The sequence below is a fragment of the Paenibacillus macerans genome, from assembly GCF_050565405.1.
GTDB classification, from domain to species: Bacteria; Bacillota; Bacilli; order Paenibacillales; family Paenibacillaceae; genus Fontibacillus; species Fontibacillus macerans_B.
This window is the reverse complement of record NZ_JBNYYG010000024.1, coordinates 1-14785: the sequence shown is the minus strand read 5'-3', so window position 1 is coordinate 14785 and position 14785 is coordinate 1. Positions and strand designations below refer to the sequence as shown.

Sequence of the window (14785 nt, the reverse complement as noted above, 5' to 3'; positions counted from 1 at the left end):
TGATGAAGGTGATGCACCGCTCAGAGCCGCAGCTCGGTCAACTGGTGAAGGTTCTCAAAGGCAGAGATGCCGGGGCGATATACGTGATTATCGGGATCGTGGATGACAAGTTCGTCTGGATCGCGGATGGAAACAAACGCAAGTTTGATCAACCCAAACGGAAAAACGCCCAGCATCTTGAGCTACTGCCCATGGTCAGCAGCGAGGTTGTTCAGAGTTTGCAGGAAAGCGGGCGGGTGACGAACGGCAAGCTGCGACATGCCGTGATCGTTCATTCGAAATCCGCCAATTCCATTGCTGAAGAGAAAGGAGACTGACTGTGGCTAAAGAAGATGTCATTGAAGTCGAAGGCGTGGTCATCGAACCATTGCCGAATGCTACATTCAAGGTTGAGCTCGAGAACGGCCATCAAATTCTCGCTCACGTATCCGGAAAGCTGCGGATGCACTTTATCCGTATTTTGACGGGTGACAAAGTAGTAGTACAACTTTCGCCTTACGATTTGTCAAAAGGCCGGATCACTTACCGTAAATAGCTATACCATTTGCCATAAACATGTGGTATAATATTCAGGTTGAGTTGTTTCGATGATTAGGTTTATGATTGCAAAGAAGTTTTACATCCGTAAAACTAAGCTAGTCCTTACGAATAGAGTTTTGCTTCGCAGAACTTGAGGAGGTAATTAACATGAAGGTAAGACCTTCTGTAAAGCCGATTTGCGAAAAATGCAAAGTCATTCGTCGCAAAGGCAATGTCATGGTGATTTGCGAAAATCCGAAACACAAACAAAAACAAGGTTAAAGAAGGGGGTGTAGCGTAAAATGGCACGTATTGCTGGTGTGGATTTGCCACGTGATAAACGCGTTGAGATCGCCTTAACTTACATTTTCGGAATCGGTAAAACGACTTCCCAGAAAATCCTGAGCACAACAGGCATCAATCCGGACACTCGTGTTCGCGATTTGACGGAAGATGAGGTTAGCAAACTACGCGAAACGATCGACAAAACGGTCAAAGTTGAAGGCGACCTGCGTCGTGAAATTTCCTTAAATATTAAGCGTTTGATCGAAATTGGCTGCTACCGCGGAGTGCGTCATCGTCGCGGCTTGCCGGTTCGCGGACAACGTACGAAAACGAATGCCCGTACTCGTAAGGGTCCTCGTCGTACTGTAGCGAACAAGAAGAAATAAGAAGGGGGGATAACAGACAATGGCTAAACCGAAAAAAGTCGTACGTACAAAACGTCGTGACCGGAAAAATATCGAATCGGGTGTGGCACATATCCGCTCCACCTTCAACAATACGATCGTTACGATTACGGATCCGCACGGTAATGCGATCTCTTGGGCCAGCTCCGGCGGTCTTGGTTTCAAAGGCTCTCGTAAGTCGACTCCGTTTGCTGCGCAAATGGCTGCGGAATCCGCTGCCAAAGCGGCAATGGAGCATGGCATGAAGAGCGTTGAAGTTATGGTTAAAGGCCCTGGAGCCGGCCGTGAAGCCGCTATCCGCTCCTTGCAAGCGGCAGGCCTTGAAGTCAACATGATCAAAGACGTAACTCCAATTCCTCATAACGGCTGCCGTCCTCCAAAACGCCGCCGCGTTTAATGAAGCCGCGCTGAAGCAGTGGTATAACAACAGTGCCACTTGGAAACAATGGTTGTTTAGGCATACTACATGATCAACTTCAGCAAACTAGGCAGTTTCAAAGGAACGACGTTTTGAAGGAGGGGTACTTTCGTGATAGAAATCGAAAAGCCAAAAATCGAGACCGTAGAAGTTAACGATGAAGGCACCTATGGGAAATTTGTAGTAGAACCACTTGAGCGTGGATATGGCACCACACTGGGCAACTCGCTTCGCCGGATTTTGCTCTCTTCTCTGCCGGGTGCTGCGGTAACCTCGGTCCAAATCGATGGAGTTCTGCATGAATTCGCGACTATCCCGGGCGTCATGGAAGACGTTACGGAAATCATCCTGAACCTGAAAGCTCTCTCGCTTAAGATCCATTCGGACGAGGAGAAAATCCTTGAGATCGATGCGGAAGGCGAAGGAGTCATTACGGCAGGAGATATCCGTGCGGACAGCGACGTGGAAATCCTGAATCCGGATCTGCATATTGCTACGCTTGAGCCGGGTTCCAGACTTCACATGCGCATTTATGCCGGCCGCGGTCGTGGTTATGTTCAGGCAGATCGGAATAAGCGAGATGATCAACCGATCGGTGTCATTCCCGTCGATTCGATCTATACCCCGATTACTCGCGTCAATTACGTGGTTGAGAATACCCGTGTTGGCCAAGTGACCAACTACGACAAGCTTACGCTTGAAGTGTGGACCGATGGCAGTATTAGACCTGAAGAAGCGGTGAGCCTCGGCGCAAAAATTTTGACCGAGCATCTCTTCCTGTTCGTGGGCCTTACGGACGAAGCGAAAGACGCGGAAATCATGGTCGAAAAGGAAGAAGACAAGAAGGAAAAAGTGCTTGAAATGACGATTGAAGAGCTTGATCTCTCCGTTCGTTCCTATAACTGCCTCAAACGTGCCGGCATTAATACGGTACAAGAGCTGACGACGAAAACCGAAGAAGATATGATGAAGGTGCGCAACCTGGGTCGTAAGTCTTTGGAGGAAGTTCAAGAGAAGCTCGAAGAGCTTGGTTTGGGATTGCGTACTGAAGAGTAAGATAGCTTGAATCGTTTTAGCGAAGGAGGGAAAACTCATGGCATACCAAAAGTTGGGCCGCGATTCCAGCGCACGTAAAGCTTTGTTCCGTGATCTGGTAACCGACCTGTTCTTATACGAACGCATCCAAACGACGGAAGCAAAAGCGAAAGAAGTTCGTTCGATCGCCGAGAAGCTGATCACCAAAGCAAAACGCGGAGATTTGCACGCCCGTCGTCAAGTAGCAGCTTATGTTCGTCGCGAATCGATCGACGGCGAGCAGGATGCAATCCAAAAGCTGTTTACGGAACTGGCAACTCGCTACAACGGCCGTCCAGGCGGATACACTCGTATCCTGAAGCTGGGACCTCGCCGCGGCGACGCTGCTCCTATGGTTTATCTGGAACTGGTAGACCGGGCTTAGTTCCGGAAAGCCAACCATATTCTGCGTGTGAAACTCTCTGTCGGCTTGCCGTTTGGCATGGCTTTCGGAGAGTTTTTTCTATGTCAGCTCTCTGTTTATGCTGTACTTGAACTGGTCGAAGAAAGGCCAGAGGGTGAAATGATTCAGCACTCACGAACAAGGAAGGAAGGTACCGATGCGCAATTTGCTGATGACCGTCAGCTATGACGGAACGAACTACTTCGGTTTTCAAACCCAACCGGGCGGCAATACCGTGCAGGATCACATCGAGGCGGCCATCCGCCAATTGACGGGAGAAGAAGTAAAGATCCATGGCTCGGGGCGGACCGATGCCGGGGTGCATGCCCGGGAGCAGCCGTTTCATTTTCACACGGCCTCGCAAATTCCGGTAGAGCGCTGGCGCCTCGCGCTAAACGGGCGTCTTCCTTCCGATATCCGGGTCATGAGCGCTCGCGAAGTTCCCCTATCCTTCCATTCCAGGCGTTCGGCTAAACGGAAGACCTATCGTTACACGATTAATGCCAATCGGATTCCGGACGTATTTCAGCGCAATTATCAGTTCCACCATCCCGGCAAACTGGATGTTGCCGCTATGCGGGACAGCTTGCCGTTTTTGCTGGGAACGCATGATTACACGTCTTTTGCTTCCCGGCACTCGACCAAGGCGAGCCATATTCGTACCATTTATGATGTCCGTTTGGTCGTGGATCCATCACCGGATGTTCCTGGAACCGGAGGGCAGGGCATCATTGATTTGTATATCACCGGCAACGGTTTCCTCCAGCATATGGTGCGAATTATTGTAGGGACGCTGCTCGAAATCGGGGAAGGCAAACGGAAGCCGCAAGCGATGAAGGCGATTCTGGAAGCCAAAGACCGCAAAGCGGCGGGTCCTACGGCCGAAAGCAAAGGACTTATGCTGTGGCAAGTGGAATACGACGAAATCATCGAATAAGCCTGAAACCTGAGGACTCATCTTACGTAACATATTTAAAAATGTGAATATGCGATATGAATCCAAGGAGGTTTTTTTGAATGAAATGTCCGGTATGTAACGATGTGCGAATGAGGGAAGTGGAGAAGGACGGCGTGCTGATCGATGTATGTCCGGATTGCAAAGGCGTATGGCTGGATCGCGGGGAATTGGATAAGCTGCTGAGTGAAATTCGGGAAATCCGCCCGGCGTTCAACGAATGGTACGAAAGCGACCATCATCGTCCAAAGAGCAATCCGAATCCGGGTTACAACCCCCCTCCTCAACAGGGCTATAACCAACCGCCCCAACAAGGATATGATCCGAGATATTCCGGGCACGGATATGATAAGGGACACTACAAACACAAGAAGAAGAAGTCGGCGCTCGACATATTCGGCGACCTGTTCGACTGAGCCTGGAATTAATGCTCTTTCTTTTCAAAAAAGGCTTGCGTATTATTTTCGCTTCCTGTAAAATAAAAATTGTGTTTTCTTGATGGCTATCCCACAGCCCCCAATCAAGAAAGCCGACCATAACCAGATTTTATGACTTGCTGACAATGAACGAAACGATCGAAGATAAAGATGCTGGAAAAGGTCATGCGACCCCGAAGAGCAAGATCGTTCTCAGCATTATTGAACCATTTCGGACGATATTGAAGGAGGATCTTTACATGCGTACCACTTATATGGCGAAGCCAGCCGAAGTAGAGCGCAAATGGCATATCATCGATGCCGAAGGCAAAACGCTGGGCCGTCTGGCAAGCGAAGCTGCTGCTCTCATCCGCGGTAAACACAAACCACAATTCACTCCACACGTTGACGGCGGCGACTTTGTTATCGTCATCAACGCGGAGAAAATCGCCTTGACCGGCAAAAAGATGGACAACAAGAAGTACTATCGTCATTCCCTGCATCCGGGCGGTTTGAAAGTGACCGTTGCCAAGGATATGCTGAGAACGAAACCTGAACGTGTAATCGAGTCCGCCGTTCACGGCATGCTGCCTAAAACTCGCCAAGGCGAGAAAATGAAGCTGAGATTGAAAGCTTACGCCGGCACAGAGCATCCACACGCGGCACAAAAACCTGAAGTTTACGAACTTCGCGGATAATTAAAAGGGAGGACAGTTTCATGGCACAAGTACAATACTATGGGACAGGTCGTCGTAAACATTCGGTAGCTCGTGTTCGCCTTGTACCGGGTGAAGGACGCATTGTCATCAATAAACGCGACATCAATGAATATTTCGGTCTGGAAACACTTAAGCTGATCGTTAAACAACCCCTGACTTTGACGGAAACGCTCGGCAACTACGACGTGATCGTTATCGCTCATGGTGGCGGTATTTCCGGTCAGGCTGGCGCCATTCGTCACGGGATTTCTCGTGCATTGCTCAAAGCGGACCCTGAGTTCCGCGGTTCGCTGAAGAAAGCGGGCTTCCTGACTCGTGACCCACGGATGAAAGAACGTAAGAAATACGGCCTCAAAGCAGCTCGCCGTGCTCCTCAGTTCTCGAAACGTTAATATTTGCCTTGCATTCAAAAGCCCTTCTCCGCTAAGCGGAAAAGGGCTTTTTGGTGCAATGGCGACTCAACCGCATCATATGTGCATAATTTCACATACAGGCAATGCGCTCCATGTTAACATCTTCTTGGCAAAACAACAATGTATAAAGTGGGGGTATTGATTTTGAAAAACGTAAAGATGATCGGAACCGCTCTCATCCTTGCACTGGCTTTGACGGCTTGCGGCGGTAACGACAAAGAAGCGACAAACAATACGGGAGCAGTAAACGGCAGCGCCAATGAACCGGCGGCAACGACCGACAATGCCGGGACGGCTGGAGCTTACAAAGACGGCACCTATAAAGGGATCTATGATCGTAAGGACGTTAGAAACTGGACGGCTTACGTAGAAGTAACGGTCAAAGACGGTAAAATCGAAAAGGCTTACTACGATTACACGAACGAAAACGGCGATCTCAGAACCAACGACGAAAACTATACGAACGCGTTTAAAGATGCCAACAAAATGACGCCTCGCGAAGCTTTCGACCAGCTTGGCACCAAACTGGTGGAGGTTCAAGAGGCGGCTAAAGTGGATGCCGTAACCGGTGCCACTCATTCCTCCAGAAACTTCAACGAATTGGCCGCGGCTGCTTTGGAGCATGCGAAATCCGGCGATTCGAGCGATGCGGTCGTGAATCTTTACGATGACGGCACCTACAAGGTCGAAGCGGATGCCTTTGACGAACATGGCTGGAAACCGCAGCTGGAACTGGTGATCAAAGATCACAAAATCGATGCCGTGACCTTCGATTACGTCAATGAAGAGGGCAAGTTGAAAACGGAAGATGCCGAATACAAAGCAGCGATGGAACCTCAATCCGGCACGTACCCGGCGAAATACACCGAAGAGCTGGAAAAACAGCTGGTTGAGAAACAGCAGATCGGCGATGTGGACGCGATTTCCGGAGCGACTACTTCTTCCAACAACTTCACTGCGTTGGTGGAATATGCTTTGGACGATATGGCCGAAGTTGGGGATGCCTCGACCAAAGCGATCAAAATCGAAGAATAATTTTTCCGCATCACGAATAGGAATGACCTGGTCTCTCTTAGGAGAGGCTAGGTCTTTTTTTCATTTCGGTTTTTTTTGGGTTGACTTATAAGACGGATGTTATATACTTAAAAATATAATTCAAATCTGTTTAGTGGGATTAATTTCATGCTAAGACAACCTATTGCGGGAGGTCAGAAGAAATTGAACTTATTGGAGAAGGAACAGCTGATTCAAGTCAAAGCGGATGAGTTTGAAACATTAACGCCGCAGGAAGTGATTGCTTGGGCGGTAGAGACGTTTCCCAACATTACCTTTGCCTGCAGTTTTGGTGCCGAGGATGTCGTATTGGTCGATATGCTGCAGAAGATTAGCCCGAAGAGCGATATTTTCTATTTGGATACGGACTTTCATTTCAAGGAAACTTACGAGACGCGCGATGCGATCGCGGCCAAATACAATTTGGAGTTTGTGCGGGTATCTCCCAAGTTGACGCCGGAGGAGCAAGCGCAGCAGTACGGGGAGGAGCTGTGGAAAACCGATCCGAACGCTTGCTGCAACCTTCGGAAGGTAGAGCCTCTGACTCGGGTGCTTACCGGCTATGAGGCTTGGATTACCGGGATCCGCCGGGACCAAGCTCCGACGCGGGCAGGTGCCAAGAAGATCGAGTACGACACCAAATTCGGGCTGGTCAAATTCAACCCGATTGCGGATTGGACCTCCGAAGATGTCTGGAACTATATCCGTGAGCACGAAATCATTTATAATCCTCTTCATGACCGCAATTATCCAAGCATTGGCTGCGAATATTGCACACGTCAGGTCATGCCGGGAGAAGATCCGCGTGCGGGACGCTGGGCAGGGTCGGAGAAGACGGAGTGCGGGTTGCACAAATAAGGGAATAGGTGAAGCAGAGACTCAAGATTGGGGGAATAGGGAATGACGGCGATTTTACCGCATGGCGGCAGCTTAATCAACCGGGTCGTAACCGGGGAAGACCGGAACAAATTGCTGGAACTCGCGCAGGGGCTTCCGGCGATCCCGTTGAACGCCTGGGCGATTTCCGACCTGGATCTGATCGGGGTGGGGGCCTTCTCCCCGCTAACCGGCTTTTTGAATGAAGACGACTATCGTTCGGTAGTACAACGCATGCGGTTGGTCGACGGCACCGTGTGGAGCATTCCGATTACCCTCTCGGTTAGCCGGGAGCAGGCGGAAAGCCTTGAGGTCGGCGAGCAAGTCGCCTTGACCGGCGAACCGGACGGCGTGATCTACGGACTGTTGGAGATCGGAAGCATTTACGTCGCCGATCAAGCGGAAGAGGCGCGCAACGTGTTCAAGACTGAAGATCCCGAGCATCCCGGCGTCAAAAAGCTGCTGGAACGGTCGCCTTACTACGTAGGCGGTTCGATCCAAGTGCTTAATCGTCCGGAACCGGCGCGCTTTAAGGAATTTTACTTCGACCCGGCAGAGACGCGGCGCATTTTTGCCGAAAAGGGCTGGCGGACGGTTGTCGGCTTCCAGACGCGCAATCCGGTGCACCGGGCGCATGAATATATCCAGAAAAGCGCGATGGAAATCGTCGACGCTTTATTCCTGAATCCGCTCGTTGGGGAGACGAAGTCGGATGACGTGCCGGCGGATGTTCGGATGAAAAGCTATTTGACGCTGCTCGATCACTATTATCCGGAAGACCGTACGTTCCTGGGCGTGTTTCCGGCGGCGATGCGGTATGCCGGACCACGCGAAGCGGTTTTCCATGCCATGGTACGCAAAAACTACGGCTGCACGCATTTTATCGTGGGGCGGGATCATGCCGGAGTCGGCGATTATTACGGGACGTATGAAGCCCAAGAAATCTTCTCCAACTTTACGGCCGAAGAGCTTGGCATCTCGCCGTTGTTCTTCGAACATAGCTTCTTCTGCACGAAATGCGGCAACATGGCATCCAGCAAAACCTGCCCTCATCCGAAGGAGGATCATCTGACGTTATCCGGCACGAAGGTGCGCGGCCTGTTGCGCGAAGGCCTTTGTCCTCCGCCGGAATTTACCCGGCCCGAGGTGGCGCAAGTGTTGATCGAAGGAATGAAGCAGCAAGTTCATAACTAAACTGTCGTATTAGCCCGGCGCCTGCACAGGCGAGGCATATTTGTCCACCTTGTCCCATATCATGAGTAATGTCATGATGGGAGAAAGGTGGCTTTTTTATGCGCGATCGAAACAAGGTGACGTTATGGATTTCCTTGAACCACATCAGAATAGCGCTGCTCGGCTTAGGCCTGATTGCGGTGCTTGTCGGCATTGCTTTGTATCAGGCCCCCACGCAGAAGGTATCGAAATATTGGAGCCTGCCGTTAGCGGGACAGATTATCGCGCTTGACGCAGGCCACGGCGGACCGGATGGCGGGGCGAGCAGCCGGCAGGGATTGATCGAGAAAGATATCAATCTGGCGGTTTCCTTATATCTGCGCGATTATTTGCAGCAGGCCGGAGCGGTCGTCGTCATGACGCGGGAAGCAGATAAGGACCTGGCTAACGCCGACACGAAAGGGTACAGCAAACGTAAGACCGAGGATCTGAAAAGCCGCGTGCGGTTCGTGGAGGAGAGGCAGGCGAATCTGCTGGTCAGCATTCATATGAACAGCATCCCGTCCCCCCGGTGGAGGGGGGCGCAAACTTTTTACTATCCGAGCCATGGGGACAGCGCGAATCTGGCGGCTCTCGTGCAGGAAGAGCTGAAGCGGAATCTGGAGAATACCGACCGGGTCGCGAAACCTGCGGACAAAAAGGTGTATTTGATCGAATCGGTTAAAATTCCTTCCGTGCTCGTGGAGGTCGGGTTCTTGTCCAACCCCGGGGAAGCGCAACTGCTCGGCAGCGAAACGTATCAGCGGAAAGTGGCTGCCTCGATCTATCAAGGCATTTTACGGTATTATTCCGGCGAAAGAATACAAATTCCGGCAGACGATGTCAGGTAATGCTATAATAAACATCATATAGTGAGAGTTCTGAACAACCCCTTAATGGACCAGTCAACTATCTGATGAAGTCGAGGTGCTGTCATTGTTAACGAAGGAGCAACTCCAGGCGGCGTTGCGCCCCATTGCGGAGCCGATCACGGGGCTCAGCCTGGTGGAAATGCAATGGATTCGCGATGTGATGATCAAGGAAGACCGCGTCAATTTAACCGTCGTATGCGCAGATAAAAATAACGAGCAAAACGCCAAGGTGGAACGGGACATCCGTTTTCGCCTGTCCGAAGCGGGCATTACCGACGTCCATCTGCGTTTTCGTGAGGCTTCGGAACAGGAGCGCGAAGCCGTGCTTGGCGCACAGCAAACTGCCGAGCAAGCCGAACAGCGTGAATTGAAGGGCCATGGTGCCGGACTGGAACGCCTGCCGATTTTGGACCCTATGTCGGGTGTCCATTTTATCGCGGTGGCCAGCGGCAAAGGCGGGGTAGGCAAATCGACCGTAACGGTCAATTTGGCCGTCGCGCTGGCGCGCCAGGGCAAGAAGGTCGGTTTGATCGATGCCGACATTTACGGCTTCAGCGTCCCCGATATGATGGGGATCGAGGAAGCTCCGCTGGTGGAAGACGGAGAAATATTGCCTGTTGAACGCTTTGGCGTCAAAGTGATGTCGATGGGATTTTTCATACAGGACAACAATCCCGTGATTTGGCGGGGACCGATGCTGGGGAAAATGTTGCGGCAATTTTTCAGCGACGTTCGCTGGGGCGAACTAGACTATTTACTGCTGGACTTTCCGCCCGGAACCGGGGACATCGCCCTCGATGTGCACCAAATGATCCCGCAAAGCCGCGAAATCATCGTTACAACGCCTCATGCCACGGCGGCTTTCGTCGCCGCCAGAGCCGGTACCATGGCGCTGCGCACCGAGCATGAAGTGCTGGGCGTCGTCGAAAATATGGCTTATTATGAATGTTCCAAATGCGGCGAGAAGGAGTATCTGTTTGGCCGGGGCGGCGGAGCGCGGTTGGCGGAATCGCTGCATACCGAACTGCTGGCGCAAATCCCGCTTGGCGCGCCGGACAACCATCCTTCCGAGCCGGATTTCTCACCGTCCGTGTATAGGCCGGAGAGCCCGGCAGGCAAGCTATATACCGAGCTGGCCCTTCTGGTCGCCGGCAAGTGCCAAAAAGACTGACCCTTCCGGGTCAGTCTTTTTTCTGCGTACGGGACGGATCAGGAAGAACCGCCACCGCCTCCTCCTCCTTCTTTGCTTTGTCCGCCTTCCTCTTCTCCACCGCCGCCTTCTTGCTTTGGTTCTTTTTCAACTTTCGGCTGCAGTTGTTCTTGAACGACGGTTTTTAACAGCTCCAGGACTTCCATTTTGAACAAGGGGCTTTGCATGGCTTCCTGCATGACCGTCATCGACTGCTTGCGGTAATCCGGCGTTTTGGTTAAATCCAGAAACATCTTCATCACTTCAGGCGATTTCAAGATGTCGCTGACCGACTTCTGATACGTCGGATCCTTGATCAGCTGCATATGAAGCTCTTTGCTCTGGGAGTTGACCGCTTTGGCAAAATCTCCGGCAAATTGGGGATCGGTCATGATCTTCTCGATTTCCTTTTTGTATTCCGGAGAGGTGATGGTCTCCTTCACCGCCATTCTGACTTCATTCGACGTTTGCGAAGGGAGAATCATCTTGATTCCAAAGCTTCCTCCGGCTCCGGCTCCGCTTCCGCCTCCACCGCCGCCGGAGCCGGAGCCGGAGGAACCGGAGCCGGATTCGGAACCTGACTCTCCGCCGCCGCCGCTTTCACCACCGCCACCGCTCTCGCTGCCTCCGCTTGGGGGCGCGCTGAGCGCTTCGTATATCGCTTTCTTGCCTTCATCCGTTTTCAGGATGTCGATGACCATGGATTTGGTTTCTTTATATCCCCCACCCTGGGAAGAGGAGGAGGAGCTTTGTTCAGAACCGCAGGCCGCTAGCGGAAGAGTAAATGCACATAAGAAGCATAAAATCCAACGGGTACCCCGCCATTTCATGGTTCCCTTCCTCCTTATCATCATTGCTGAGGTTAGTATGCGGCTTCAAAACGGATTTATCCCATTGAAATGACTGAAAAGAATGGTTTTTTACCGGGATCGTTGGTAAAATATTTCGATAGTGGGGGTGAAAGGGCTTGAACCTGAAAAATTGGCTATATCTATTTTGGACTTCTTTGGCAGTGGGCGCAGCCGGATCGTTAATCGTCGGCTTGCTGTTGCAATGGACCGATACGATGCAATACAACGGGGCCGCAGACGTCTTGGTCAATATCGGCATTTTGCTTGGCGTTGGAGTTATGGTCAGCGTTTATTCCCAAATGGGCTTTTTCGCCTATTTGATGATCAATTACATGGGGAACGGCGTCTTCTCCAAAAAGACTTGGCAATATGTGCAGTTGGTGTTGACCGCGCTTGCGCTGCTCGAACTGATGTTTTTCCGGATTTTTGTCGGCGGGGAAAAAAGCGGGGTTTCCGATATCGTACTCGGTATCTTCATCCTGATTGTGGCTTTGGGTACTGCGTTCTATAAAGCGAAACTAACGAACGTGACGGCATGGATACCGACGTTATTTTTTATGATCGCGGTAACGATCGTCGAGACGGTGGGCGTGTTGAAAATAGGGGTCAATCAGGCGACAGCCTGGATCGTGGCTCCGCTCATTGCCTGCAATGCTTACCAGATCCTGATATTGCACCGGGTGTTGAAGCCGCTTAAGTAATGTACATAATAAAAGCCCAGCTTAAGAACTGGGCTTTTTTTCTTAAGTTTTGGGTCCTGCCGATGATTACATGCCGGCTGCGATGTCCATCTGCCGTTGAAGCCAGGCCTGATCACGGACTTCGCTGCCTTGCACACTCGCTTCCTGCAGCAGGTCGGTGACGGTGACGAATTCGTAGCCTTGTTTGCGAAGCTCGTCGATGATGATCGGCAGCGCCTCATGCGTCTGTTTGACGGAATCGCTGGCATGCAGAAGGACGATATCTCCTGGATGCGCTTTTTTTACGACGCGGTCGACGATGGCCTGCACGCCTTTATTCATCCAATCCTGGGAATCGGTATCCCACTGGATCACTTTATAGCCTTGGCTTGCCGCGATTTTCAGCACCCGTTTGTCGAAATCGCCGTTGGGCAGCCGCAGCAAGTTTGGCGCTTTGCCCGTCAGGTCGGTGAGAATCGTATGGGCCGTGGTGATTTGCCGGGAAATCTCCTCTTCGCTAAGACCGCTGTAATTGACGTGTTTATGGCCGTGGCTGCCGATTTCATAACCCTGTTGTTGAATCGCCTTGACGATTTCCGGATGGGTTTTGCTCCATGGCGAGGAGAGGAAGAAAGTGGCTTTCTGGACATTTTTATCTTTTAACACTTTGAGAATCGGCTCGGTTCTCGTGTCGCCCCAACTGATATCGAAGGTTAGGGCAATGACCTTTTTGTTCGTGGAAACACTATAGATGGCCGACGGCGTGCTTTCTTCGGAAAACACGGTAATCTGCCCTTGCTCCACGTAAATGACGCCGGCGGCAAAAAGGGCCGCGGCAAAAACAAAGAAAAACCGTTTGATTTTTTTTCCGTTCAGGACATAGAAGAAGTTGTTCATGAAATATTAAGCCCCTCTCGTCATCAGAATGAATAGGTTCCGGAAGTGATCCGCTTGTACCAATGTATGCTTTTCCCAACGCTTTATGACGCTCTTGTCCCTAAAAGGTAGTTCAAAAATTAATCTTTTGATCACGAATTCAGCCGGGCCTTCCGTTGCTCACGTAGGATTTTCCTACGCTGCGCTTCTCGGTGCTATAAACCTAATTTTTTGAACTCGAACTATAACTTTGAAGGAGGCTAAACGACATGCTATCGATTCGGCGATTCATGCGCGATTTGCGCCATTATAAGAAGGCAATGCTGCTCTCGATCCTGATCTTTGCGGCGGGTGCCGCGTTGGGCGCGGGGAACGTCGATTTTTTGACGAGGCTGATTATGCCGGATATAGAAAGACTGGGGGAGTATAGCCGGAATTTGGCCCAGTCGGATCATCCCGAGTTGAATTTCTTCATGTTTATCTTCGTGAACAATGCCGTGAAAAGCATCGTAGTCATTCTGCTTGGCGGGCTATTCGGCCTGCTGCCGGCGTTTTTTCTGCTGATGAACGGTTTGGCCTTGGGATTCGTAGTGGCCGCGGCGGGGGCGAACGGTGCCAATATGGCGGATTTGGTGGTTCGCGGATTGCTGCCCCATGGCATTATTGAAATTCCGGCGATTCTCATCGCGGCGGGATTTGGCTTGCAGTTTGGGTACACGGCACTCAAAAGCTTGGGAGAGCTTGGGGCAAGGGACGTCTCGGAACGCACAGTGAATTGGCGGGAGTTTTTCACTTCCCTTAGCCGCGGTGCCGTTTGGATCGTGGTGCTGCTGCTGATCGCTGCGGCGGTCGAAAGTACGCTGACCTACTATTTGGTTGGGACATCGCGATAGTAATTCATATAATAAACTTTTTCCATAGGCATTCATAATTTTCCCAAAAAGTGTGCATAACATTAAAGCGCCTGATCAAGTTGGTTTAGAGAAACGGCGAAAATGGGTAATAAGGTGTACGACCCTCCCCGATACCTTTACCTGATCACTTTACTGAAAGAGGAGATGTTGCGCATGCTGGGAATGCTGTTTAATGATAAAGAATGCAAGGAATTGGACTACGTATTGCGTAAAGAGCTGGATGAAATGTTGCTGGATATGAGCGATACTCGTCTGGATCAGGATATTCGGCATGCAATAGCCAACCGCTATAAAACGATCTTCCGAATGTATGCCCGCTTCGCCCCTTCCAAGGAATTATCCAAATATGCCCGCCGGGCCCGGTTTCCTCAAGTAAAACAATAGGTTAAAATTGGAGTTGACGGCGGGGTTCGGCTTGTGTTAAATTATCATTCGTCCCACTTTTTACGGGATGTGATCTCGGGCCGGCAGGGAGACATTGGCAAGAAAAAAGTTTCGAAAAACTCTTGCAAAAACCTAGCCACCTGTGATATATTATAAAAGTCGCCGCTGAAACGCGGTGATGAACGAAAACGAAGTTGATCTTTGAAAACTGAACAACGAGTGAGTATAAAAATGAGAAGAAATTCTCGTCAGTTTTTCTAAATGAGCAAGTC

At 50.9% G+C, this 14785-nt stretch carries 21 protein-coding genes; 19 read left to right on the top strand and 2 right to left on the bottom strand.

Translation table 11 applies throughout. The features are described 5' to 3' along the window. Positions 1–2 precede the first annotated feature (2 nt). The 16 genes from ACQ4N8_RS15365 to ACQ4N8_RS15290 all read left to right on the top strand — a co-directional run bounded on the left by ACQ4N8_RS15365 (position 3) and on the right by ACQ4N8_RS15290 (position 10790). The gene (locus tag ACQ4N8_RS15365) at positions 3–317 is read left to right on the top strand and encodes a hypothetical protein (RefSeq protein ID WP_430705251.1); all 315 of its coding nucleotides are present in this window, start codon (positions 3–5) and stop codon (positions 315–317) included. 2 nt (positions 318–319) lie between these two features. Next, a complete protein-coding gene (gene infA, locus ACQ4N8_RS15360; protein ID WP_193418686.1) occupies positions 320–535 on the top strand; it encodes a translation initiation factor IF-1 in 216 nt (71 codons plus the stop codon). 152 nt (positions 536–687) lie between these two features. Continuing rightward, positions 688–801, top strand: coding sequence for a 50S ribosomal protein L36 (gene rpmJ / locus ACQ4N8_RS15355; protein ID WP_003333770.1), 114 nt, complete (start codon positions 688–690; stop codon positions 799–801). Positions 802–821: 20 nt separating this feature from the next. Next, entirely contained in the window at positions 822–1190 is a 369-nt protein-coding gene (rpsM, locus tag ACQ4N8_RS15350; protein WP_036712625.1) for a 30S ribosomal protein S13, read from the top strand. Positions 1191–1209: 19 nt separating this feature from the next. Continuing rightward, positions 1210–1605, top strand: a complete 396-nt coding sequence (gene rpsK, locus ACQ4N8_RS15345; protein ID WP_018753969.1) for a 30S ribosomal protein S11 — start codon at positions 1210–1212, stop codon at positions 1603–1605. A gap of 132 nt (positions 1606–1737) precedes the next feature. Then, on the top strand, positions 1738–2682 hold the full coding sequence (locus ACQ4N8_RS15340) for a DNA-directed RNA polymerase subunit alpha (protein WP_430705250.1): 945 nt from the start codon (positions 1738–1740) through the stop codon (positions 2680–2682). A gap of 37 nt (positions 2683–2719) precedes the next feature. Continuing rightward, positions 2720–3085, top strand: coding sequence for a 50S ribosomal protein L17 (gene rplQ, locus ACQ4N8_RS15335; RefSeq protein WP_430705249.1), 366 nt, complete (start codon positions 2720–2722; stop codon positions 3083–3085). Positions 3086–3260: 175 nt separating this feature from the next. Next, the gene (gene truA / locus ACQ4N8_RS15330) at positions 3261–4040 is read left to right on the top strand and encodes a tRNA pseudouridine(38-40) synthase TruA (RefSeq protein WP_430705248.1); all 780 of its coding nucleotides are present in this window, start codon (positions 3261–3263) and stop codon (positions 4038–4040) included. Between the two features lie 80 nt (positions 4041–4120). Continuing rightward, on the top strand, positions 4121–4474 hold the full coding sequence (locus ACQ4N8_RS15325; protein WP_430705247.1) for a zf-TFIIB domain-containing protein: 354 nt from the start codon (positions 4121–4123) through the stop codon (positions 4472–4474). 260 nt (positions 4475–4734) lie between these two features. Continuing rightward, positions 4735–5172 (top strand): 50S ribosomal protein L13, encoded by a 438-nt coding sequence (rplM, locus tag ACQ4N8_RS15320; RefSeq protein WP_155608393.1) that lies wholly within the window; start codon positions 4735–4737, stop codon positions 5170–5172. Positions 5173–5192: 20 nt separating this feature from the next. Further along, positions 5193–5585, top strand: coding sequence for a 30S ribosomal protein S9 (gene rpsI, locus ACQ4N8_RS15315; RefSeq protein WP_430705246.1), 393 nt, complete (start codon positions 5193–5195; stop codon positions 5583–5585). A 165-nt stretch (positions 5586–5750) separates the two neighbouring features. After that, complete coding sequence (locus ACQ4N8_RS15310) at positions 5751–6641, top strand: FMN-binding protein (protein ID WP_430705245.1); 891 nt, start codon at positions 5751–5753, stop codon at positions 6639–6641. 183 nt (positions 6642–6824) lie between these two features. Further along, the gene (locus tag ACQ4N8_RS15305) at positions 6825–7517 is read left to right on the top strand and encodes a phosphoadenylyl-sulfate reductase (protein WP_430705244.1); all 693 of its coding nucleotides are present in this window, start codon (positions 6825–6827) and stop codon (positions 7515–7517) included. Between the two features lie 42 nt (positions 7518–7559). Continuing rightward, positions 7560–8729, top strand: a complete 1170-nt coding sequence (sat, locus tag ACQ4N8_RS15300) for a sulfate adenylyltransferase (RefSeq protein WP_430705243.1) — start codon at positions 7560–7562, stop codon at positions 8727–8729. 98 nt (positions 8730–8827) lie between these two features. After that, positions 8828–9598, top strand: a complete 771-nt coding sequence (gene cwlD / locus ACQ4N8_RS15295) for an N-acetylmuramoyl-L-alanine amidase CwlD (RefSeq protein WP_430705242.1) — start codon at positions 8828–8830, stop codon at positions 9596–9598. Positions 9599–9683: 85 nt separating this feature from the next. Then, positions 9684–10790 (top strand): P-loop NTPase, encoded by a 1107-nt coding sequence (locus ACQ4N8_RS15290; RefSeq protein WP_430705241.1) that lies wholly within the window; start codon positions 9684–9686, stop codon positions 10788–10790. A gap of 38 nt (positions 10791–10828) precedes the next feature. Here the strand turns inward: ACQ4N8_RS15290 and gerD are convergent, their stop codons facing one another. Next, positions 10829–11638: a spore germination lipoprotein GerD gene (gene gerD, locus ACQ4N8_RS15285; protein ID WP_430705240.1), complete on the bottom strand. Its 810-nt coding sequence runs from the start codon at positions 11636–11638 to the stop codon at positions 10829–10831. 137 nt (positions 11639–11775) lie between these two features. Between gerD and ACQ4N8_RS15280 the strand changes: the two genes are divergently transcribed. After that, a complete protein-coding gene (locus tag ACQ4N8_RS15280; protein ID WP_430705239.1) occupies positions 11776–12360 on the top strand; it encodes a KinB-signaling pathway activation protein in 585 nt (194 codons plus the stop codon). A 66-nt stretch (positions 12361–12426) separates the two neighbouring features. Here ACQ4N8_RS15280 and pdaB read toward each other — a convergent pair whose 3' ends face one another. Next, positions 12427–13236: a polysaccharide deacetylase family sporulation protein PdaB gene (gene pdaB / locus ACQ4N8_RS15275; protein ID WP_430705238.1), complete on the bottom strand. Its 810-nt coding sequence runs from the start codon at positions 13234–13236 to the stop codon at positions 12427–12429. Positions 13237–13484: 248 nt separating this feature from the next. On the opposite strand from pdaB, the gene ACQ4N8_RS15270 reads away from it, so the two are divergent. Both ACQ4N8_RS15270 and ACQ4N8_RS15265 read left to right on the top strand, forming a co-directional pair. After that, entirely contained in the window at positions 13485–14108 is a 624-nt protein-coding gene (locus ACQ4N8_RS15270) for a stage II sporulation protein M (RefSeq protein ID WP_430705237.1), read from the top strand. A 174-nt stretch (positions 14109–14282) separates the two neighbouring features. After that, complete coding sequence (locus ACQ4N8_RS15265) at positions 14283–14513, top strand: hypothetical protein (protein ID WP_430705236.1); 231 nt, start codon at positions 14283–14285, stop codon at positions 14511–14513. The last annotated feature ends 272 nt before the right edge of the window (positions 14514–14785 follow it).